At 63.7% G+C, this 21,514-nt stretch carries 18 protein-coding genes; 11 read left to right on the top strand and 7 right to left on the bottom strand.

The window, feature by feature from the left end; all coding sequences use genetic code 11:
- Window positions 1–386: 386 nt before the first annotated feature.
- Together UP09_RS29790 and UP09_RS29795 are read right to left on the bottom strand one after the other, a co-directional pair.
- A complete protein-coding gene (locus UP09_RS29790) occupies window positions 387–1,874 on the bottom strand; it encodes a DEAD/DEAH box helicase (protein WP_044541925.1) in 1,488 nt (495 codons plus the stop codon).
- 249 nt (window positions 1,875–2,123) lie between these two features.
- A complete protein-coding gene (locus tag UP09_RS29795; protein WP_245302267.1) occupies window positions 2,124–2,735 on the bottom strand; it encodes a helix-turn-helix transcriptional regulator in 612 nt (203 codons plus the stop codon).
- 463 nt (window positions 2,736–3,198) lie between these two features.
- On the opposite strand from UP09_RS29795, the gene UP09_RS29800 reads away from it, so the two are divergent.
- A complete protein-coding gene (locus UP09_RS29800) occupies window positions 3,199–4,935 on the top strand; it encodes a winged helix-turn-helix domain-containing protein (RefSeq protein WP_044541926.1) in 1,737 nt (578 codons plus the stop codon).
- Between the two features lie 19 nt (window positions 4,936–4,954).
- Here UP09_RS29800 and UP09_RS29805 read toward each other — a convergent pair whose 3' ends face one another.
- Window positions 4,955–5,911: a helix-turn-helix transcriptional regulator gene (locus UP09_RS29805; protein WP_044541927.1), complete on the bottom strand. Its 957-nt coding sequence runs from the start codon at window positions 5,909–5,911 to the stop codon at window positions 4,955–4,957.
- Between the two features lie 234 nt (window positions 5,912–6,145).
- Between UP09_RS29805 and UP09_RS29810 the strand changes: the two genes are divergently transcribed.
- The 5 genes from UP09_RS29810 to UP09_RS29830 all read left to right on the top strand — a co-directional run bounded on the left by UP09_RS29810 (window position 6,146) and on the right by UP09_RS29830 (window position 12,423).
- A complete protein-coding gene (locus tag UP09_RS29810; protein ID WP_044541928.1) occupies window positions 6,146–7,678 on the top strand; it encodes a caspase family protein in 1,533 nt (510 codons plus the stop codon).
- A gap of 305 nt (window positions 7,679–7,983) precedes the next feature.
- Window positions 7,984–8,742: an outer membrane protein gene (locus UP09_RS29815; RefSeq protein WP_052833254.1), complete on the top strand. Its 759-nt coding sequence runs from the start codon at window positions 7,984–7,986 to the stop codon at window positions 8,740–8,742.
- A 213-nt stretch (window positions 8,743–8,955) separates the two neighbouring features.
- Window positions 8,956–10,200: an FAD-dependent oxidoreductase gene (locus UP09_RS29820; RefSeq protein WP_156164843.1), complete on the top strand. Its 1,245-nt coding sequence runs from the start codon at window positions 8,956–8,958 to the stop codon at window positions 10,198–10,200.
- A 198-nt stretch (window positions 10,201–10,398) separates the two neighbouring features.
- Entirely contained in the window at window positions 10,399–11,178 is a 780-nt protein-coding gene (locus UP09_RS29825) for an outer membrane protein (protein ID WP_044541930.1), read from the top strand.
- 393 nt (window positions 11,179–11,571) lie between these two features.
- Window positions 11,572–12,423: an outer membrane protein gene (locus UP09_RS29830; protein WP_044541931.1), complete on the top strand. Its 852-nt coding sequence runs from the start codon at window positions 11,572–11,574 to the stop codon at window positions 12,421–12,423.
- A 67-nt stretch (window positions 12,424–12,490) separates the two neighbouring features.
- On the opposite strand, the gene UP09_RS29835 is transcribed toward UP09_RS29830, so the two are convergent.
- The 4 genes from UP09_RS29835 to UP09_RS29850 all read right to left on the bottom strand — a co-directional run bounded on the left by UP09_RS29835 (window position 12,491) and on the right by UP09_RS29850 (window position 17,048).
- Window positions 12,491–13,261: an SDR family NAD(P)-dependent oxidoreductase gene (locus UP09_RS29835; RefSeq protein WP_044541932.1), complete on the bottom strand. Its 771-nt coding sequence runs from the start codon at window positions 13,259–13,261 to the stop codon at window positions 12,491–12,493.
- Window positions 13,262–13,457: 196 nt separating this feature from the next.
- Window positions 13,458–14,249 carry an outer membrane protein gene (locus UP09_RS29840; RefSeq protein WP_044541933.1) on the bottom strand — a complete coding sequence of 264 codons (792 nt, stop codon included), beginning with the start codon at window positions 14,247–14,249 and terminating at the stop codon, window positions 13,458–13,460.
- A gap of 228 nt (window positions 14,250–14,477) precedes the next feature.
- Window positions 14,478–16,538, bottom strand: a complete 2,061-nt coding sequence (gene parE / locus UP09_RS29845) for a DNA topoisomerase IV subunit B (protein ID WP_044541934.1) — start codon at window positions 16,536–16,538, stop codon at window positions 14,478–14,480.
- A gap of 141 nt (window positions 16,539–16,679) precedes the next feature.
- Complete coding sequence (locus tag UP09_RS29850) at window positions 16,680–17,048, bottom strand: hypothetical protein (protein WP_044541935.1); 369 nt, start codon at window positions 17,046–17,048, stop codon at window positions 16,680–16,682.
- Between the two features lie 187 nt (window positions 17,049–17,235).
- Between UP09_RS29850 and UP09_RS29855 the strand changes: the two genes are divergently transcribed.
- The 5 genes from UP09_RS29855 to UP09_RS29875 all read left to right on the top strand — a co-directional run bounded on the left by UP09_RS29855 (window position 17,236) and on the right by UP09_RS29875 (window position 21,449).
- A complete protein-coding gene (locus tag UP09_RS29855; protein WP_044541936.1) occupies window positions 17,236–17,766 on the top strand; it encodes a DedA family protein in 531 nt (176 codons plus the stop codon).
- Window positions 17,767–17,872: 106 nt separating this feature from the next.
- Entirely contained in the window at window positions 17,873–18,862 is a 990-nt protein-coding gene (locus tag UP09_RS29860) for an MBL fold metallo-hydrolase (RefSeq protein WP_044541937.1), read from the top strand.
- A 340-nt stretch (window positions 18,863–19,202) separates the two neighbouring features.
- Window positions 19,203–19,868: an FMN-binding negative transcriptional regulator gene (locus tag UP09_RS29865; protein WP_044541938.1), complete on the top strand. Its 666-nt coding sequence runs from the start codon at window positions 19,203–19,205 to the stop codon at window positions 19,866–19,868.
- Window positions 19,865–20,842, top strand: a complete 978-nt coding sequence (gene argC / locus UP09_RS29870; RefSeq protein ID WP_044541939.1) for an N-acetyl-gamma-glutamyl-phosphate reductase — start codon at window positions 19,865–19,867, stop codon at window positions 20,840–20,842. Before UP09_RS29865 ends, argC begins: the two co-directional genes overlap by 4 nt.
- Window positions 20,843–20,855: 13 nt before the next feature.
- Complete coding sequence (locus UP09_RS29875; protein WP_044541940.1) at window positions 20,856–21,449, top strand: class I SAM-dependent methyltransferase; 594 nt, start codon at window positions 20,856–20,858, stop codon at window positions 21,447–21,449.
- Window positions 21,450–21,514 lie beyond the last annotated feature (65 nt).

Consider the following 21,514-nt stretch of genomic DNA (forward strand, 5'->3'; position numbering starts at 1 on the left):
AGCGCCGGTTGATGTCCGGCAACAATGACTAAATTATCTGCGCAAGGGTAAGGGACGAGAATGAAGGCAAGGTAAACAGTAAAATTACGGAAAACTGGGCTCTATCGCCGCAGAATGCGCTCGATCTCGTACAAATCGGGCGCTGCTTTTCCAAGCTTTCGTTTGATGGATCGTCCTGGCGCGAATCCGCGCTCACTTCTATCGGTCGCGCGCCGCAGATCGGGCACGGCACGTCGTCGACGGCACCGGCTTTGGTCTGAAGTTGATCAGACCAAAGTTCAGGCGTTAGAGCGTTTTCGAGCGAAGTGGATAACGGTTCGAGCTGGGAAAACGCGTCGAACAACAATCTAGAGCCCCGTTCCGATTCCATCGGAACGGAAGCGGCTCTAGACGCGCGCACGCACCGGGCGCAGCAGGAAGGCCGGCAGATGCGAATGATCGGCGGGCTCGTGGTCCGCCTCGCGCTGCGGCCGACGCGGTTCGCTGCGGCCGATCGACGGTACGTGTGGCGCTGCGGCCTGCGGCTGAGCCGGGTTGCGGCCGCCTTGGTGACGAGGCTCGCGTTCGGGGCGGGGCTCGCGTCCTTGGTGCGGCTCCCGTTCGGGGCGTGCCTCCCTGGGCTCCCTGTCCGGACGCGGTTCACGCTCGCGGCGGGGCTTGCGATCGCCGCGGGGTTTGTCGCGCGACCCGTCGCGGCTGCGCGACCTGCGCGGCGCATCGGCCTCGCCGGACGCCTCGCTCTGAACGGTGAAGTCGCCCTCGGCACGCGGGATCTGCTGGCCGATCAGCTTCTCGATCGCGGCCATCGACTTGGTGTCGAGCGAGGTGACGAGGGAGATCGCGGTACCGGTGCGTCCGGCGCGGCCGGTACGGCCGACGCGGTGGACATAATCGTCGGGGTGGTGCGGCACGTCGAAATTGAAGACGTGGCTGACGGCCGGAATATCGAGGCCGCGGGCGGCGACATCGGAGGCGACCAGCAGCGGAATCTCGCCCTTGCGGAATTGATCCAGCGCGGCGGTGCGGGCGGACTGATCCATGTCGCCGTGGAGGGCGCCGACGCTGAAACCGTGCTTCTGCAGCGACTTGTGAAGAATGGCGACTTCGCGCTTGCGATTGCAGAAGATAATCGCGTTGTTGAGATCCTTGGCGTCGCGCAAGAGGCGGCGCAGGATCTCTCGCTTCTCGTGTGACTCGCGACCGGCAGGCACTTGCGACTGCATCACGCCAACGGCTGTCGTCGCGGGCTTTGAAACCTCGATCCGCGCCGGATTGTGCAGGAAGGCTTCGGTGATGCGGCTGATCTCGGGCGGCATCGTCGCGGTGAAGAACAGCGTCTGCCGTGTGAACGGGACCAGCTTGCAGACACGTTCGATGTCGGGAATGAAACCCATGTCGAGCATGCGGTCGGCTTCGTCGATCACCAGAAGCTCGACACCGGTGAGCAGCAATCCGCCGCGTTCGGTGTGGTCGAGCAGCCGGCCGGGCGTTGCGATCAGCACGTCGACGCCGCGCGTCAGCTTGGTGTCCTGGTCGCCGAACGAAACGCCGCCGATCAAAAGCGCGACGTTGAGTTTTTGCCCGGCGCCGTATTTGTCGAACTGTTCCTTGACCTGGGCGGCGAGTTCGCGGGTCGGCTCGAGGATCAGGGTGCGGGGCATGCGGGCCCGGGCACGGCCCTTTTCGAGCATGGTGAGCATCGGAAGAACGAAGGCGGCGGTCTTGCCGGTGCCGGTCTGGGCGATGCCAAGAACGTCACGACGGGCGAGGACGTGAGGGATCGCCTGTTCCTGGATGGGAGTGGGGGTGGTGTAACCGGTGGCCGCGACTGCGGCGAGGACCTTGTCGGACAGGCCTAGATTGGAAAAAGACATTGAGCCTCTGGTCGATACCGCCGTTCGGAATCGAAGGTATAAGGCTGTCGCGTTCGGCCCCGAAACGGCTGGCTTCTAAAAAGCTCGGGGGCTCTGACTGACGCAGACGGGCGGCAAACCTGACGAATCGCGTTTCGATCCGAGGCCGCGTTGAGCCGAAACATAGGGTCGAAACCGGCAAAGTCAATCTTGGAACGGGCCAGACGACGGAAAAAGCTTAATGTTTTCGCACAAATAAGCGTCTTTCCGTCATTTTCCGGTCAAATGACTCACCGCTTCGGGATCGGACGGCGCAGCGCTGGTGAAGGGGCTTGCCCCGGTTTGTGCCCTGAACTCGCCGGGTGTGACGCCTTCGGATACGTTGAAGACCCGGTAGAATGTCGCGAGGCTTCCGAACCCGCAAGCGTCGGCGATCTCGGCGATCGATATCGGCGGTGTCTCGCGCAACAACTGGCGGCTCCGGGCCATGCGCAGCGCAGTGACGGTCTGCGAGAAGCTCGTCCCGGTTGTCTCGAACAGCACGTGGATGTAGCGGACCGATACGCCGAGCAGCGCGGCGACCATGGCCGGCGACAGCGATGGCTTCGACAGATGGCGGCTGATCAGACGGCGCGCCAGGCAGAGGCGGCCGACGCGAAGGGTCTGCTGGGCACGGCGGCTGCCCGGCCTGAGCGCTCCGCGATCGATGAGCGCGAACTCGGCGACGGCCTTGACCAACGGCGGAATGCTCGCCGCGTCGCCGCACTCCATGGCCTCATCGAGCTCGGCGGCGCAGGCATCGCGCAACGGGGCGAAGCTGTGATGGCCTGATGTCGTGTCGAGCGGATGGCTGATAGGTCCAGGCACGGGATCGATGCCCATGTCGAAACGATCCAGGGCTGGGAGCGCGCCGGCCGTGGCCGGATCCAGACTGCTATTGTGCTCGTGCTCACCACGCATGGCGCGTCATACCTCTGCCGGCTTGGACGGTGCCGTTCACCCCGGACTCCGTCATGATCGGTTCCCCGCGCACGTTCGCGGCCGGCATCGTCTTGGCGCGCGGCCGGGCAGGCGACTTCTCAATGCGCGCACGGAAATCATTTGGGCCGAAATGCCGCAGCATGGTCGCGGGGGCTAATTTGCCCAGCCTCGGTCTCTGTCGCAGCGCCTCAACCATGATCCCCACGACCCCTTGCCAAGTATTCCGGCTATCGAAATATTGCAGCGAGTCTTGTCATGTTGGTCGGTGAGTGTCTTGGTAAGCTCCTGGCGATATTTCTGAAATTTTTCTGATATTCGCTTTTCGCACCCGCAAAAGCGGCCAGTTTGAGGTTGTGAGGACCAAGTGCTTCGTTTTGCGGGATTTGAACTCGATCCGCAGCAGGCGCGGCTGCGCGGTCCCGACGGCGAACAGATCCGGCTGCGGCCGAAGTCCTTCGACATGCTCCATCTGTTCGCGGCCAACGCCGGCCGCGTGCTGAGCAAAGAGGAGTTGTTCGCGACGATCTGGCCGAACGTCCATGTCGCCGACGACAGCCTGTTTCAATGCATTCGCGAGGTTCGGGCGGCGCTCGGCGATGAGCGACGCCAACTGATCAAACTGGTGTCCGGCCGCGGCTACCTGTTCGAGGCCGAGGTGTCGACTGAACCGGTCGGCGTTCCGGTCAACGGCGGGGCCGCCCTGTCAATCCAGGCCGCTTCGGCCGAGCCGGTCACCTCGGCCACGCCGATCGCCGAACCGAAACAGTCGCCACGGTCCATGTTCGGGATTCGTGGACCCGCGGCCATCGCGACGGTCGCTTGCCTCTGCGCCATCATCGGACTTGCCGTCGCGGCTCCCGTTCTGCGACCTTCCCTTATCTTCAGGCCAAAGCCATCGACCGTCGCGGTGATGGCGATCGTCGGGGCGGCCAACGATGCGCGCAGCGCGGCTGTGGCTGGAGGTGCGACCGATCGTCTGGCTGATGGTCTTGCCAGGATCGAGAATATCCGGGTCATTGCGCCGCGATACGAAGCGGCGGGGGGGCGCCCGGAACCTGTGTCCGCACCGTCAGCGCCATCGGACTTTGAAGTGCGTGGCGAATTGCAGCGCGGGGAGCAATCGTGGACCTTGCGGGCGCGCCTGATCAGGACTGCAACCGGCGAAGTTCAAACGGTCGCCACGGTTTCGGTCGACGTCGACGAGCTTGACCCGCAACTCGAGCAATCGCGGCTTGCCGCGGGCGTGGGTCACCTGCTGGCGAACCGCCTTAACGGGTTGCTGGAGGGCGGCGAGCCTTCGGCCGCGACCGGCGGTGCAACCGGCAGCGCCAAAACGACGATCGAACAAGCGACCGCGTCGATCAATCAGACGACGCGTGAGCGTTTTGGCATGGCGCAGACGATGCTGCAAAAGGCGCTCACCGCCGAGCCTGACAATGTCGATCTCGGCGTTGCGCTGGCGGCGCTTCAGCTCCGCGGCATCCAGATGGTCTGGTACAGCCCGGACGAGGCGCTTGCGGCTGAGGCCAATGCCGGCACGACGCTGGAGCGCGCGCTGCGGGCGAAGCCCAATTCGATTCCTGTGCTCGAGACCTATTGCCGTTTCCTCAGCGCCACCAACCATTTTGTCGAGAGCCTCGTGACCTGTTCAAGGACGCTCAGCTTCGATCCGTGGGACGGCCTTGCCCTCTATCTCGTCGGCCTCGGGCAGATTTACCTTGGCCGTTTTGAAGATGCGCTTGCGACGTTCCAGCAAGCCGACCGTTTCGATACGCCGCAAGTGTCGCGTTGGACATGGCTTCTCGGCGCCGGATGGGCTGATATGATGACGGGCCGTGGCGACGATGCGTTGCCATGGCTCAAGCGATCGATCGCCATTACCCCGGCATCCGGTCGCTCGCATATGCTGCTGGCTGCGACCTATCAGAAATTGGGCCGGACCGACGAAGCAAAGGCGGCCATGCAGGAAGGGTTGAGATTGCGGCCTGGCACGACGGCACTCAACGTTTCGTCGTCGACCAAGAATGTGAGCCCGGTTTTTCTTGAGGCATCCCAGCGGATCATCCGGCTGATGGTCGCGGCAGGATTGCCCGAAAGCTAGATTGTTTTGGCCGCCGCGCTCAGGCCGGCTGTGTCCTGTAGTCGCCCGGCGTCATGGAGACGGCTGCGTTGAAGACGCGGTAGAAGGTCGCAAGGCTCTCGAAGCCGCAGGCGTGAGCGATGTCGGCGATCGGCCGCTGCGGCGCCTCGCGAAGCAGGCGGCGGCTGTGATCGAGCCGCAGCGCGGTCACGGTCTGCGAGAAACTCATCTCCGCAGTCTCGAACAGCATGTGCACATGGCGGACCGAAATGCCGAGCATGTCGGCAACCAGGGTCGGCGACAGCTCGGCCCGCGACAGATGTTGCGCGATCAGGCGGCGGGCCAGCGAGAGGCGGCCGACCCGAAGCGCCTGCTGCGCGAGCCGGCTGCCCGGCCGCGCGATGCCGCGCTCCATCAGCGCCATCTGAGCCAGCGCGTGCACCAGCGGCGCCGTGCCTGCCGGTTCGGCCTCATCGCTGCCTTCGACGATATCCTGGAAGCATGATTCCAGCAGCGGCCGCAGCTCGGTCTGATCGTGCACCGGCTTGGGGACGAGGGAGTCGAGCCCGGCGTGTGGCCACGGAATATCCGCGACCGGGATCTTGAGGACGCGCAGGTGGAAGCCATCGTCGCTGAGCGGGGCGGTGCGATAGGGCAGGTCGGAATAGCTTGTCGCGAACATGCCGTCGCGCACCGAAAATTCGTCGAGCCGCGTGCCGCTGAACCAGCCGCCGCCGCCGAGCTGCTGGTAGATGCAGAGGCTGTCGCTGCGCGCATCGGCGATGTCGCCGACACGCCGCTCGACCCGGTAGGGCGAGGCGCGCAGCTCGATCAGCCCGGCATTGCCAAACTTGCGAAGCGAGAATTCGCCGAAGAAATTCCCGCGACGCTCGGGCTCGAGCTCCGCGGTGACGCCGAACAACCCCTTGGCGCGCACCTCACGCCAGTAGTCGAAGCGATCCTGCGGATCGACGTGATCGGTAGACCAATTGTACACGGGACGGCCCTTGAAAATGTGGGGAGGTCGAACCGAATGGGAGGCCGAATCTATCACGCGACCAGTAAAAAGAAACGTTAGCGGCGGGGTATCGGCTGCCACGGCCTCATTTTTGGCCGGCCGGTCGGTGAGAACGGTCGTGCCGCGGCTGGCCTTGAACCGGCCCGGCGGCTGGTCCGACTATTAGCCGGCGGCCACCGAGCCGCTGGACCTGTCGTGCGGGTGGGGAACGGGATGACACGCCGGCCTTCGATACGATCTGCAACCGCCATCGCGGCGGCCTTCATGGCCGTATTCCTGGTCGTATTCCTGGCCGGATTCCTGGCATCGACTGCGCCCGCGCACGCCGAAAAGCGTGTCGCGCTCGTGATCGGCAACAACGACTACAGGAACGTGCCGAAGCTGCAGAAAGCCGTCAACGACGCCCGCACCATGGGCGACACGCTGAAGCAACTTGGTTTCAGCGTCATGGTGGCCGAGAATTTGAACCGCCAGGCTTTCTCCGAAACGCTGCTCGCCTTTGACCGCGCGGTCGAGCCCGGCGATACCGCGTTCTTCTTCTACGCCGGCCACGGCTTCGAGATATCAGGCCAGAACTTCCTGCTGCCGACCGACGTGCCGGCCGCGACCGAGGGGCAAGAAGAGCTGGTGCGCGATGCCTCTGTGCTCGCCGACCGCATCATCGAGCGGCTGCAGAACAAGAAGGCGCGGACCGCGATCCTGGTGTTCGATGCCTGCCGCAACAATCCGTTCGAGCGCTCCGGCACGCGCGCCGTTGCCGGCGGCGGCGGGCTTGCGCCGATGACGCAACTGCCGGAGGGCGTGTTCTCGGTGTTTTCAGCGGGGCCGCGCCAGACCGCGCTTGACCGTCTGTCGAACGACGACGCCAATCCGAATTCGGTATTCACGCGGACCTTTGCCAGGGAGCTGCTGCAGCCCGGAGAGAACATGGTGCAGGTCGCGCAACGGACGCGGCGGCTGGTGAGCGAGATGGCCGAAACCGTGAACCACAAGCAGATCCCGGTCTATTTCGACCAGATGGTCGACGACGTCTTCCTGAACGGGATGGCGAAGGGACAGGCCGAGGCGGCCAAGCCTTCCGCACCGCCGCAACAGGTGGCGGCGCTGCCGCCGGTGTCGGTGCCGAAGCTGCCCAAGGAGGACGCCGTCAACGCGCCGATCGCAAGCTTCTCGCGTCACAATGGCGGTTGGACGGTGGTGATCTCGATCGCCGACCCGGCGCTCGGGATTTCATGGCGAATGGGCGATGCCGGCGATTTCCGCGAAACCGGCTTCATCGATACGCTCGATCCACGGACGCGGAAGCGGATGCCAAACCCGTCGATCGAACTGCCGGCCGACGCACCGGCTGGCACGATCCAGCTCCGCTACGTCGATACGCAAGGCGAGATGCAGGGGCCGTTCCCAATCAGGTTCGATCCCGAAACGGCGCTGATCCGCGACCAGCGCAAGATCCTCGACATGACCGCGACGAGCTGGCTGTCATTCCGCGAGTTCAACGGCTTGCTGGTCTACTACACGCACCTGATGTCGTATCGCTGCGCGATCCGCGAGGTGCGCATCGGCATCGATACGGCGGTGCCGGACAAGGTGCTGAAGATGCCGGCCTGCGATCTTCGCGATCCCAGTGCCATTCCGTCCGACGCGCAGCCCTATCTGAAGCTGGCGCCGCAAACCAAATCGGTCTCGGTCGAGTTGACCTATCGCGACGGCAGCGTGTCGGAGACCAAGACGTTCCGGCGCTGAAGGCAATCGGTACGAATCGGGCCGAGCAAGCAATGGTGGTCCGGGGGCGCTCCTGCCGGCGGTGTGCCTGAAATGACGGCGCTCTGACAGCAATTCGGCCAAAATTTGTTGCCGGTGAGCAACGGCGGCCTCGAAAATGGGCTTTGCGGCCGCTTGGGCAGCGTTCCTTCTCGCATGCAGCCCTCTTCGGAATTATCATTGTGGCTGGATTTGCTTTTATTTTTTGAGGATTTGGAATGCAAAAGTCGTTGAGATGGGCTTCGGCCGCGGTCGCTTCGTTGAGCTTGGGAACTCTCGGCAGTGCGATGGCCGCGGATATGGCGGTCAAGGCTCGCCCTGTCGCCGTTGATCCCTCATACAACTGGTCCGGCTGGTATGCCGGCGTGAACGGCGGCTATTCCTGGGGCAATTCCAGCGGAAGCCTCGCTTCGTTTACGACGGTCGGCGTCGCAGATTTTGGCCCCGCTGTTGCCGCGGGCGGAACGCCCAGCTTCCTTGGTGCAAAGCACGAGGGTGGCTTCGGCGGCGGTCAGGTCGGCTACAATTGGCAGACGAACAAGTGGCTGTTCGGTCTCGAGGCCGATATCCAGGGCGCCGATATCGGCCAGACCTCGACGATCGTCTTCCCCGGCGTCGTCGGCGGCATCGTCCCAAGCGTTTCCACTGGTCGCGATCACATTGATTGGTTCGGTACCTTCCGCGGTCGGGTCGGCATCACCGCGAACAACGTCCTGTTCTATGGAACGGGTGGCCTTGCCTATGGCGGAGTTCGAAGTTCGGTCACCAACGTGTACACGCCTTTGGTCTCCGGCAACTTCGCCGGCAGCACGAGCGATACACGCGTCGGCTGGGCGGCTGGCGCGGGTATCGAGTGGGCCTTTGCCCCGCATTGGAGCGTGAAGGGCGAATACCTTCATGTCGATCTCGGCAGCTCGAACGTGACGATGTTTGATCCGGTGAACTTTCCGACTGCGTCCGCGACCTACCGTTTCCATCATCAGCTCGACACGGTCCGTGTCGGCGTCAACTATCTCTTCGGCGGCCCGGTCGTTGCGAAGTACTGATCGCGCACCGTCGTTCGAGCAAGCTCTGGAACCCCGGCCGCTGGCCGGGGTTTTTTGTTGGAGCATCCCGAGCGGATAGAGGCTCGCCAACCTCGCCACGCCATCGCTGCTTCCTGAAAGGTTGCAGCAGTCATGCAGGATTGGCGCTACAACTCAATCTGGAGCGGTCTCATCAGCGCGAGCGGGACGATGGAATCGGACAGGACTTCCGCGATGCCGACACGACACACCCTCAAGACCCGCTGCTGCATTGTCGGCGGCGGACCGGCTGGCATGATGCTCGGCTATCTGCTCGGACGCGCCGGGATCGATGTCGTGGTGCTGGAGAAGCACGCTGATTTCTTCCGCGACTTCCGCGGCGACACCGTGCATCCCTCGACCTTGCAGGTGATGGATGAACTCGGCCTGATCGACGGCTTCCTGAAGCTGCCGCACCAGAAGCTGCAGAAGCTCGATGGCATGTTCGGCGGCACGCCGGTCCGGATCGCCGACCTCAGCCGCGTCAACGTCAAATACCCGTTCATTGCGATGATGCCGCAGTGGGATTTTCTGAACTTCCTGCGCGAGAGCGGCAAACGTTTTGCGTCGTTGAAGGTGCTGATGAGCACCGAGGCCACTGATCTGCTCCGCCGCGGCGACACCATCGCCGGCGTGCGGGCACAGACCCCGGACGGGCCGATCGAGATCGAAGCGGATCTCACCATCGCCTGCGACGGCCGCCATTCCACCGTGCGTGAACGTGCCGGCCTTGTCGTCGAGGAGATCGGCGCGCCGATGGATGTGTTGTGGTTTCGCGTCGGGCGCCGCCCTGACGAGACCGAGAACTTGTTTGCCCGCGTCGAGCCGGGCAAGATGATGGTGACGTTCGATCGCGGCGATTATTGGCAGTGCGCCTATGTCATCGCCAAGGGACAGTACGACGCGGTGAAGGCGAGGGGCCTGGCAGCGCTGCTCGACGACGTCGTGCGGATGGCGCCGATCCTGAAAACCGGTATTGCCGAGGTCAGCAGTTTCGATGACATCAAGCTGCTGACCGTCGCGATCAATCGCCTGACGCGCTGGACGAGGCCCGGTCTGTTGTGCATCGGCGATGCCGCGCATGCGATGTCGCCGGTCGGCGGCGTCGGCGTCAATCTTGCTGTGCAGGACGCGGTCGCGACCGCAAATATCCTGGCGGCGAAGCTCGCGCAGGGTTGCCCGTCCGAAGCTGAACTCGACGCGGTCAGGCGGCGGCGTGAATTTCCGGTGCGCGTGACGCAGCGGATGCAGGTGGTCGCCCAGAACAACATCATCACGGTGGCGCTCAAATCGGGCGATCGACCGCTCAAGGTGCCATTCCCGATGCGGCTGGTCACGGCTGTGCCCTGGCTGCAGGGACTTATCGCGCGCTTCGTCGGTGTTGGTGTGCGGCCCGAGCATGTGCATTCGCCGGCTCAGGATTCGCCGACACTTGGCTGACAGGCGAGTTGCGCCGGTAACAATCCATCAAGGATAATGGCCGCTTAAAATAACCCTTAGAAGTTGCGTGGCTGCAACAGCGGAGAAGATTCGAAACCGGCATGCGCGGATTCTGCGTTGCCGTATCGGCCGGTTTTCTTTTGGTAAGGGTCTCTCTGGGAAAGCTGGCACCCATCAGACAATTTTGGGAGTGCCACCATGTCTCATGCCAAACTGATTGCCGCGCTCACCGTCACGACCGCGCTCGGTGTCAGCGCCGCTTCGGCCGCCGACCTCGCAGCCCGTCCCTACACGAAGGCGCCGGCTTACGTTGACTCGATCTACAACTGGGCCGGCTTCTATGTCGGTGGCAACGTCGGCGGCTCCTGGACCAACCAGGAATGGACCAACACCGCCAACACCACGGCGTTCGGCGATCTCGGCCCGGGCCAGGGCTTCCGGCAGCGCGGCAGCGGCGTGTTCGGTGGCGGCCAGGTCGGCTACAACTGGCAGGCCAACAACTTTGTCGCCGGTCTCGAGGGCACGATCGCAGGCCTCGACAACAAGGGCACCCTCGTCAACAACGTGTTCGGCGCGGGTCTTGACGATCGCTTCAGCTGGCGCGCGGACTGGATGGTCACGGTGACCGGCCGTGCCGGCTTCGCCGTGCAGAACAATTTGTTCTATGTGAAGGGCGGCTATGCCGGCGTGAACAACCATCTCTCGGTGGTCGACACCACGCCGCCGTTCACTGGTTCGGGCGCCCAGTCGAACTGGCACAATGGCTGGACGGTCGGCGCCGGCTGGGAATACGGCATCACCCAGAACTGGATCGTCGGCCTCGAATACGACTATGCCTCGTTCGAGAAGAAGAGCTACCAGCTCGCCGGCACGGCTGCGCCTGCAACCTATGCCTTCGATGCGCGTCCGGTCGACATCCAGTCGGCGGTGGTTCGCCTGAGCTACAAGTTCGGTGCGCCGCTGGTGGCGCGCTACTGAGCCTTGGTGTTCATCTCGGACCTGAAAGCCCCGGCATTGTCCGGGGCTTTTTCTTGAGCTTTTCCGTGGACCTTTGTCTTGGGACCGTCTGGGCCGCCATCGGCCCGTTTTCCGAGCGCCTGGTCGCTCCGTGGACCCCTGTGTGCCCGGGAACCCGATTCACGCCGCTCAGCGGTGCCATCGAGGCGCCGCTTTCCACCCTTTTGGCCGTTCAGAAGCGGTCGCACCCGCTCTGGTCGCAAAAGTGGACCGAGTTTCGTTGCATGGTTGCAACGGGTGGCCGAAATCAGTCGCATCCAGCGCACCGAAGCTGAGTTCCTTGTGGCGGTATTGGCCGAACGGCTGCAGGTTGTTTCAACATTTCTAATCGATTTTTGAGCGGAGGGAATTGAAATGCGCAGATCAGCTTTGGCGCTCGCAGCACTGCTGGCGATCGTTGGAACAGGGGCAGCTTCCGCCGCGGATATGGCGCCGCGCTATACGAAGGCACCGCCCCCACTGGCTCTCGAAACGCCATGGACCGGATGGTATGTCGGCTTGAACGCCGGCGCCGCGATCAATGACTCCAGCTACAACCTGACGCCGTCGGGCTGCTTCACCAACCCTGCCGTACTGTGCGGTGGGCCGCTGACGAACAACCCGATACGGAGCTATTCGGCCGGCCAGCATAACGTGGACGGAACCGCCGGCGGTCAGGTCGGCTACAACTATCAGTTCTCGCCGATTTGGGTTGCCGGCTTCGAAGCCGACATCAACTGGAACGGGACGCGGCAGACCGACACGGTCGTCCAGCCGCTGGTGGCGCCGCTCGCCGGCAGCTTCCTTCACAGCGTCTCGACCAGCCTCGACTGGTTCGGCACCGTGCGTGGCCGCGTGGGCTTCCTGGCTGCTCCGACCCTGCTGCTGTACGGCACCGGCGGCCTTGCCTACGGGCAGGTCAAGTCGTCGACGGCCGCGAGCTTCACCACGACGGCTGACGTCTATGCCGGCACGTTCTCCGACACGCGCGTCGGATGGACGGCGGGCGCAGGCGGCGAGTGGATGGCGTCGCGGAACTGGTCGATCAAGGCGGAGTATCTCTACGTCGATCTCGGCAAGACAAACTATACCAATGCCTGTACCACGGCGGTCTGCGGGGCCTTCGTGCCGCTGCCGACATACAACACGTCGGTGACCACCCGCGAGCATATCGTCCGCGTTGGCGTCAACTATCACTTCAACAGCCCGGTGGTTGCGAAGTACTGATCTGTCCCGGCGAACAGTCTAAAGCCTCGGCCTCCGGCCGGGGCTTTTTTCATGGCGTAATGCTGTCTCAGACCATCACGGAATATCCGCCATCGACGGGGATGGCGGTGCCGGTGACGAAGTCGGACGCCGAAGACGCCAGGAACACAGTGATCCCCGCGAAGTCGTCGATCGCGCCCCAGCGCGCAGCCGGCGTACGCGCCAGCACGCGCTCGTGGAGACCGGCGACCTGCTGGCGCGCGCCTCTCGTCAAATCGGTGTCGACCCAGCCGGGAAGGATGGCGTTGACCTGGATATTGTCCGGCGCCCACGCGTTGGCGCAGGCGCGGGAGAACTGCACGATGCCGCCCTTGCTCGCGGCATAGGCCGTCGCGAAGCTCGCGCCGAAGATCGACATCATCGAGCCGATATTGATCACCTTGCCGTGGCCGGACGCCTTCAGTGCCGGATAGGCGGCCTTCGAGCACACGAACGCGCTGGTGAGGTTGGTGTCGATCACCCTGTTCCACTCCTCGAGCTCCAGCTCGTGAGGCGGCTTGCGAATGCTCATGCCGGCATTGTTGATGAGGATGTCGATCCGGCCGAGATCTTTGACGACCCGGTCGATCATGGCGGAGACCGCCGAGGCGTCGGTGACGTCGGTCGTCACGGCGATTGCCTTGACGCCGCGCTGCCTGAGATCCTCGACGGCGACAGCTGATTTTGCCTCGTTGCGTCCGACCACGGCAATGTTGGCTCCGGCGTCCGCAAGACCGCGCGCCATCCCGAGCCCGATACCGCCATTACCGCCGGTGACGATTGCGACTTTACCGGAGAGATCGAACAGTCCATTTTTCATTGTTTTTGTCCGCTTGGTTGAGCCAGCGGAGAGTGCACGATCGATGTCGCCTTGACCAGATCGCGGTGAGCGATCGGCCCTGCGCGCAGGCTGCATGCCGCGGGCAGGCTTCTGTGGACCGCGTTCCGAGCAACAAAAAAGCCCCGGCGAGCCGGGGCTTTTGAGCTGCGATTAAAGCAGCGATCAGTAACTTGGATCAGTACTTGGCGACGACCGGGCCGCTCCAGTTGAAGCGGTACACCAGCGAGGTGGTGACGGTCTGGACCAGCGGCTTGAAGGTGATGTCACGGCCGTTGGAGAGGTTGGTCACGTCGGAGAGTTCCGAGATGTTCTTGTTGTCGTAGTAGGCAGCGCGATATTCGGTCTTCATGAACCAGCCCGGCGCGGTGACGCCGAAGAAGCTCAGGTTGTTCTCGACGCCGGAACCGACGAACACGCCACCGCGGTCAAAGCCATTGGTGTGCAGGCCGATCGGGGTACCCGTGATGGTGCTGAACAGCGTCGTGCCCTTCCAATGCGACTCGGAATAACCGACATTCACATAGGACAGGACATTCGGCGCAATCAGGTAACCGAGGCGGACGCCGGCGGCCCAGCTATAGTCGTTCTTGATGTTGCCAGCGGCGAACGGGCCCTGATCCTGAATAGTGCCCTTGAGGCTGCCAAACTGGCCGTCCGCGAGAACACCGAACACCCAGTTCTGGTTCAACTGCCAGTCGTAACCGGCACCGACGGTGCCCAGCCAGCCATCGCCGCCCTGGCGCTGGTTGAAGCCGAGGATCGGTGCGCCACCGACAGTCGCCTGGACGCCGGTATCAGCGTCCCAGATGCCACCGCCGCCGCCGCCGAAGATGTAGAAGCCGGTCCAGCTCGGTGCCACCGGGAGCGGCGCGGGAGCCTTGGTGTAGGGGCGGGAGGCGAGGTCAGCCGCCGAGGCCGATGCCGTCATCGCAGCAACCGCGGTCAGCGCGAGCAGAAACTTTTTCATATCCAAATCCTCGACTTTAGCGTTCCAGCGGGTCGCTTGCGGGGGCGCCTTGGCACCGATTCCCGAAACTCATGTCAGGGACTATACGTGGTTCAGCCGGAAATGCTGTTGCGGGGGGGACACAACCGCCCGAAAACGAAACGCGCGGTGTTCTCCAGAAAGGCGAGTGAAGGCCACCCAAAAAATTGAGATATCCAAGAAATATAAATAAAATCAATACTTTAAAGTCTAGACGTCGAGTATATCGTCGCTGGCGAATTCGGCCTTGTCGGAGATGAAGGCAAAGCGCGCTTCGGCCTTGGTGCCCATCAGCCGCTCGACCGAGTCGGCGGTGCCTTCGCGGTCGTCGGCCAGCAGCACCACGCGCAGCATCGTGCGCCGAGCCGGATCCATGGTGGTTTCCTTGAGCTGCGCCGGGTTCATTTCGCCAAGGCCTTTGAAGCGGCCGACATCGACTTTCGCGTTGGCGTTGAATTCGCTCTTTATCAACGCGTCCTTGTGGGCGTCGTCGCGCGCATAGACCGTCTTGGTGCCGTGGGTAAGGCGATAGAGCGGCGGCACGGCGAGATAGAGATGCCCCTCGTCGATCAGCCGCGGCATCTGCCGGTAGAAGAAGGTGATCAGCAGCGAGGCGATGTGGGCGCCGTCGACGTCGGCGTCGGTCATGATGACGATGCGCTGATAGCGCAGATCCTCTTCACGATAATGCGCCAGCGTGCCGCAGCCGATCGCCTGCACGAGATCAGAGAGCTGCGCATTGGCGGTCAGCTTGTCTTTTCCGGCAGAGGCGACGTTGAGGATCTTGCCGCGCAGCGGCAGCACGGCCTGGGTCTCGCGGTTGCGCGCCTGCTTGGCGCTGCCGCCGGCCGAATCGCCCTCCACGATGAAAAGTTCTGAGCCTTCGGTGCCGGCGTTGGCGCAATCGGCGAGCTTGCCGGGCAGGCGAAGCTTCTTGCCCGCGGTCTTGCGCGCGGTCTCCTTTTCCTGACGACGGCGCAGCCGTTCTTCGGCACGATCGACCACGAAATCCAAAAGCCTGTTGGCCTGGTTAGGATTGGCCGAGAGCCAGTGGTCGAACGGATCCTTCATCGCCTGTTCGACGATGCGCTGCGCTTCAGCGGTGGCGAGGCGATCCTTGGTCTGGCCCTGGAATTCAGGCTCGCGCACGAATACCGAGAGCATGACGGCAGCGCCAACCATCACGTCTTCCGAAGTGATGGAGGCCGCACGCTTGCCCTGGCCGGCGCGTTCGGCATGGTCCTTGAGGCCGCGCAGCAGCGCGCTGCGCAAGCCGGATTCATGCGTGCCGCCATCGGGCGTCGGCACCGTGTTGGTGTAGGACGACAGGAAGCCGTCGGCATCCGCGGTCCAGGCCACCGCCCATTCGCAGGCGCCGTGCGCGCCGCTGCGGCCGGATTTGCCGGAGAAGATATCCTGATGCACCAGCGTGTCGGCGTGGATCGCCGCGGCCAGATAATCCTTCAGGCCGCCGGGGAAATGGAAGGTCGCTTCAGCCGGAACGTCCTCGACACCCTTCAACAGCTCCTGGTCGCAGCGCCAGCGAATTTCGACACCGCCGAACAGATAGGCCTTCGAGCGCGTCATCTTGAACAGACGCTGCGGCTTGAATGTCGCCTTGGCGCCGAAGATCTCGGTGTCCGGCTTGAAGCGGATGCGGGTGCCGCGGCGGTTGTTGATCTTGCCGAGTTCTTCGAGCTTGCCCTTGGGATGGCCGCGCTCGAACGTCATGCGGTAGAGCTTCTGGCTGCGGGCGACCTCGACCTCGAGCAGCGAGGAGAGGGCGTTGACCACGGAGACGCCAACGCCGTGCAGGCCGCCCGAGGTCTCGTAGACCTTGGAGTCGAACTTGCCGCCGGAATGCAGCGTGCACATGATGACTTCGAGCGCCGACTTCTTCGGGAATTTCTTGTGCGCGTCGACCGGAATGCCGCGGCCGTTGTCGGTGACAGTCAGGAATCCATCGGCGGTCAGTTCCACCTCGATGAAGGTGGCGTGGCCTGCCAGCGCCTCGTCCATCGAGTTGTCGATCACTTCGGCGAACAAATGATGGAGCGCCTTCTCGTCGGTGCCGCCGATATACATGCCCGGGCGCCGGCGAACCGGTTCCAGCCCTTCCAGCACCTCGATGTCATCAGCGGTATAGCTGTCCTCAGCGTTCCCGCCGGACCGGGCAGCGACCTTCAATGGCGCACGGCCCTTCGGCTCCGGGGCTCCGAACAGATCGGAGTCTGATTTACTTTTTGCGTTCGATTTCAGTGGCTTGGACATGGTTCTTCAGGTGGCGCGCGATATTGGGCGCAGGCGAATCGGTTGTTCTGACTATGCCACGGATGGGCGGCGAAAGGGCGGCGGCCGGATTGGTCGAGGCAATGCCTCAGTCCCGGCCGTCCCGTAAATAGGAACCCGCGCTTAGCCCCGCGAGGTGCGGAACACAATGATCGTGAACAGGGCCATGGCGACGACAACGATCAGCGATCCGGCGATCGGAGCGGCTTCAAGCGAGGGGCCCTTCAGCAGCACCGTCGCAACTCCGACCGGAAACAGGATGCCGCCCACGATATGCAGCCAGCCCTGGATTTTCGCCAGCAGCATAGCGCCCGCGGCCGGTACCAGCCGGTAGTAAAGCCCAAACAAGAAGAGGAGCACGCCACCCACGAGATTGAGATGCGCATGTGCTGGCGCCAACGTGAAGTTCTGCTCGATCCCCATGGCGATGCCCGCGAGCATTCCGAACAGCAACACCACAACGCTCACGCACATCATCAGTGATCCGATCATCCAGTGTTTCCTTTGTCTTGCTTGGGAGATGCCAGCCGGCCCGGAAGGCGGGCGGGTTGTGGGAAATCACGATTGATCCCCGCCTTTGTGACTTGATGTCACGCAAGGGGCTGGCTTACGTGTTTCTTAGGCGATGGGCCCGCAGAAAGGTTCAAGGGCATCAACAGGCGGGAAGGCACTCAACGAGATGGAAGATTTTGCGCGCGCACTGGCCGACTTCGTGCGCCACCATCAGGCTTGGGCCGCGCCGATCGTCCTGCTGCTGGCGTTCGGCGAGTCGCTGGCGTTCATCTCGCTGTTGATACCGGCGTGGGGCGCGCTGGTCGCGATCGGCGCGCTGATAGGCGTCAGTGGGATCAGCTTCTGGCCGGTCTGGATCGCCGGCGGCATCGGGGCAGCGCTCGGCGACTGGGTCTCCTACTGGTTCGGCTATCGCTACAAGGAGCAGGTCGCGCAGATGTGGCCGCTGTCGCGCTATCCGGAAATCCTGCCGCGCGGCGAGGCGTTCGTCAAAACCTGGGGCGTACCCAGCATTTTCATCGGCCGCTTCTTCGGCCCGCTGCGGGCCTCGGTGCCGCTCGCCGCCGGCATCTTCGAGATGTCGTACTGGCGATTCCAGATCGCCAATTTTGTGTCTGCGCTGGTCTGGTCGGCCGCGCTGCTGCTGTTCGGCGACGTGATCGCGCAGGTGCTCGAATGGATGTGGCGGACGGTGTAAGGTCTTTGGAATAACGCAAAGGAATAACGCAAAGGCGCGGGGGTTAGCCCCGAAACCAGACAAGCGGGACAATATCGCTGTCATCGTCACACCGGGAGGACACCACATGGAACTGACACGTCGTCACGCGCTTGCCGGCGCTGCAGGGTTCGTCGCCGCGCCGTTATTGCCGGCCGCTCCCGCCAGCTCTGCCGCGCCGATCGCCGACAAGCAGGCGCCGAGCTTCTATCGCTACAAGGTCGGCGATATCCAGGTCACCGTGGTGTCCGACGGCAAGAACGTCTTCAAGCTGGAGGATTCCTTCATCCCCAATGCGAAGCGGGACGATGTGAACGCGGCGCTCGAGAAGGCGTTCATGCCGCGCGACATGGTGTCGATCTACTTCGCGCCGCTGGTGATCAACACCGGCGGCAAATTGATCGTGATCGATACCGGCAACGGCGCGCTGTCGAAGGCCAACAGCAAGGGCGCCAACGGCCTGTTCGCCGACAACATGGCGGCGGCCGGCTTCGATCCCAAGAATGTCGACATCGTCGTGATCTCGCACTTCCACACCGACCACGTGAACGGCCTTCTGACAGCCGAGGGCATGCCGGCATTTCCAAACGCCGAAGTGCTGGTGCCGGCTACCGAATGGAAGTTCTGGATGGACGACGGCGAGATGAGTCGGGCGCCGGCCGGCCGCATGCAGGGCCTGTTCAAGAACAACCGCAACATCTTCGAGGCCGGCCTGAAGAAGAAGGTCACGCCGTACGAGTGGGGCAAGGAGATCGCGCCCAGCCTGACATCGGTCGAGACGGTCGGCCATACGCCAGGCCACACCTCCTATGTGCTGGCGTCCGGCTCAGCCAAGGTCTTCATCCAGTCCGACGTCACCAACAACCCGAACCTGTTCGCGACCAATCCCGGCTGGCACGCGTCGTTCGATCAGGATGGCGACGTGGCGGAGAAGACCCGCCGCCGCATCTACGACATGGTGGTCGCAGAACGGCTCCAGGTGCAGGGCTTCCACTATCCGTTCCCGGGGCTCGGCAATGTCGTGAAGGACGGCAATGGCTACCGCGTCGTGCCGGCGTCGTGGAATCCGGTGATCTAGGCCGTCATTCCCCGGTGCGCAATTGCGCACCTGAGGGCGATGCGCGAGCATCGAACCCGGAATCTCGCGCCGTAACCTCTAGATTCCGGGTTCGTCGCTACCGCGACGCCCCGGAATGACGGGACTGCATCTTGACGCCAAGCGGGCGCGGCCCTATAGCCGCGCCCATGATCAACGCCGCGACCATCATCATTGCTCGCCGCCGCCGCGCCATCGCGGTATGGGCGGTCGTTCGCGTTTAGACCATCGCCTCTGCCGCCGGATCTCATCCCGCGGCGCGCTCCCAAAAAGACACGCGGTTCGATCTGGCGGCTCCTACGTCACTTTGGGAGTTCCGACCATGTATACGCCACCGGTATTCAAGCCCGACCGCGCCGCAAGCCTCGCCTTTGCGGAAGCGCGCGGATTCGGCATGGCCTGCGCGTGGGATGGCGCCAAGCCGATCGCCTCCGCGCTGCCGTTCTACCTGAGCTACGCCGATGACGGCACGCCGCGGGCGCTGTTTCATGTCGCCCGTCACAATCCGCTGGTAAAGCTGGCGGGCGGCACATCCTGGCTGCTGGCCGTCAACGGCGCGGATGCCTATGTGTCGGCGGACTGGTATGTGTCTCCGGACCAGGTGCCGACCTGGCTCTATCAGGCCGTGCACCTGACCGGGCCGGTGCGGATATTGTCGGATGACGAACTGGCGGTTCAGATCGATACGCTGAGCGCCAAGTTCGAGGACCGGCTGGCGCCGAAGAAACCCTGGACGTCGGGCAAGCTGACGGCCGCGCGGCTGGAAGCCATGAAGCAGGCGATCGTGGGCTTTGAGATGACGGTGGAAGAGGTGGAGGGCAGCTTCAAGCTGAACCAGCACAAATCCGAAACCGATTATGCGGCGGTCGCAGGCAACCTTGCCGCGCAAGTGGACGCCGGTCCGCAAGAGATCGCGCAGCTGATGCGGCAGGCGCGGCCGGATGTCTTTGCAAACCAAACTGACGAGCTCGAAAGGAACGTGCCATGACCCTCACCGATACCAACCCGAAGACCAAGAATGGCGCGACTAAGGCCACCGTGTTCGTCGATGGTGGATCCGGTACCACCGGCCTCGGCATCCAGGAGCGGCTGAACCTGTTGGGCGACGTCACGGTGAAGCACATCGCCGAGGACAAGCGGAAGGATGCCGGCGCCAAGCGCGCGTTGATGGAGGAGGTGGATCTGGTGATCCTCTGCCTGCCCGACGACGCCGCAAAGGAGACGGTGGCGCTGATCGACACCATTGGCAACGCCGCTCCGAAGGTGCTCGACGCCTCGACTGCCTATCGGGTCGCGCCCGACTGGGCCTACGGCTTTGCCGAGCTCGCACCCGACCAGGCCGACAAGATCCGGACCGCGCGGAAGGTTTCGAATCCGGGCTGCTATCCGACCGGTGCGATCGCGCTGCTGCGGCCGATCGTCGATGCCGGGCTGCTGCCCGCGGATTATCCGGTCACCGTCAACGCGGTGAGCGGCTATTCCGGCGGCGGCAAGTCGATGATCGCGAGCTTCGAGGAGGGCACCGCGCCAGCCTTCCATCTCTATGGCCTCGGCTTCGAGCACAAGCACGTGCCGGAGATGCAGCTCTACTCGCATCTGACGCGGCGGCCGGTCTTCATCCCGTCGGTCGGCAACTACCGGCAGGGTATGCTGGTCTCGGTGCCGCTGCAGCTCGATGCGCTGCCCGGCAAGCCGGATGGAGCGGATCTGCAGGCCGCGCTGGCGAAACGCTATGCCGGCAGCAGATACGTCGCGGCGATGCCGCTGCAAAATGACGCCAGCAAGGGCGGAAAGATCGAGCCCGAAGCGCTCAACGAGACCAACAAGCTCGAGCTCTATGTCTTTGCGAGCGACAAGCACCACCAGGCGGTGCTGGTCGCGCGGCTGGACAATCTGGGCAAGGGCGCCTCGGGCGCAGCCGTGCAGAACATGCGGCTGATGCTGGGGCTGGCCGACACCTGACGGCTCGCGCACCGTGGACGAGGACACGTTGCAATTCTACCGGCGTAACGCCGAGGCCTATGCCGGGTGGGCGAAAGCGCCATCGACCCGGCTCAGGGGCTTTCTCGGCCTGTTGCCGCCCGGCGGAGCGATCCTCGAACTCGGCTGCGGCGCCGGCAATCATGCCGCGGTGATGCTCGCCGAGGGGTTTGTGCTGCGTGCGACCGATGGTTCACCCGAGATGGCCGCGGTCGCCGCGAGCCGTCTCGGTCATCCGGTCGAGGCAATGTTGTTCGATCAGCTCGACGAGCTGGAGGCCTATGACGGCGTCTGGGCCAGCGCGTGTCTGCTGCACGTTCCGCGCGACGAACTCGCCGGCATTCTCAGCCGGATCCATCGTGCGCTGAAGCCATCAGGTGTGTTCTACGCGAGCTACAAGATCGGCCACGATGATGGCCGCGACAGCATCGGCCGCTACTACAATTATCCCTCGCCGGACTGGCTGCAGGCGACCTACGCGTCAGCCGGGCCGTGGACGCAGCTCTCGGCCGACACCAGCGAGATCAAGAGCTTCGACGAAGCGCCCGCGACGATGCTGCATATCGTGGTGCGCAAGAACGCGGAATAGAAGCGCCGGTGCGGCTGTTGCCGCGACCGGCGACGCTGTGCAGCTCAGGGGATATTGAAGATCAC

Origin of the sequence: Bradyrhizobium sp. LTSP885, assembly GCF_000938305.1 — a bacterium.
Classification (GTDB): Bacteria; Pseudomonadota; Alphaproteobacteria; order Rhizobiales; family Xanthobacteraceae; genus Bradyrhizobium.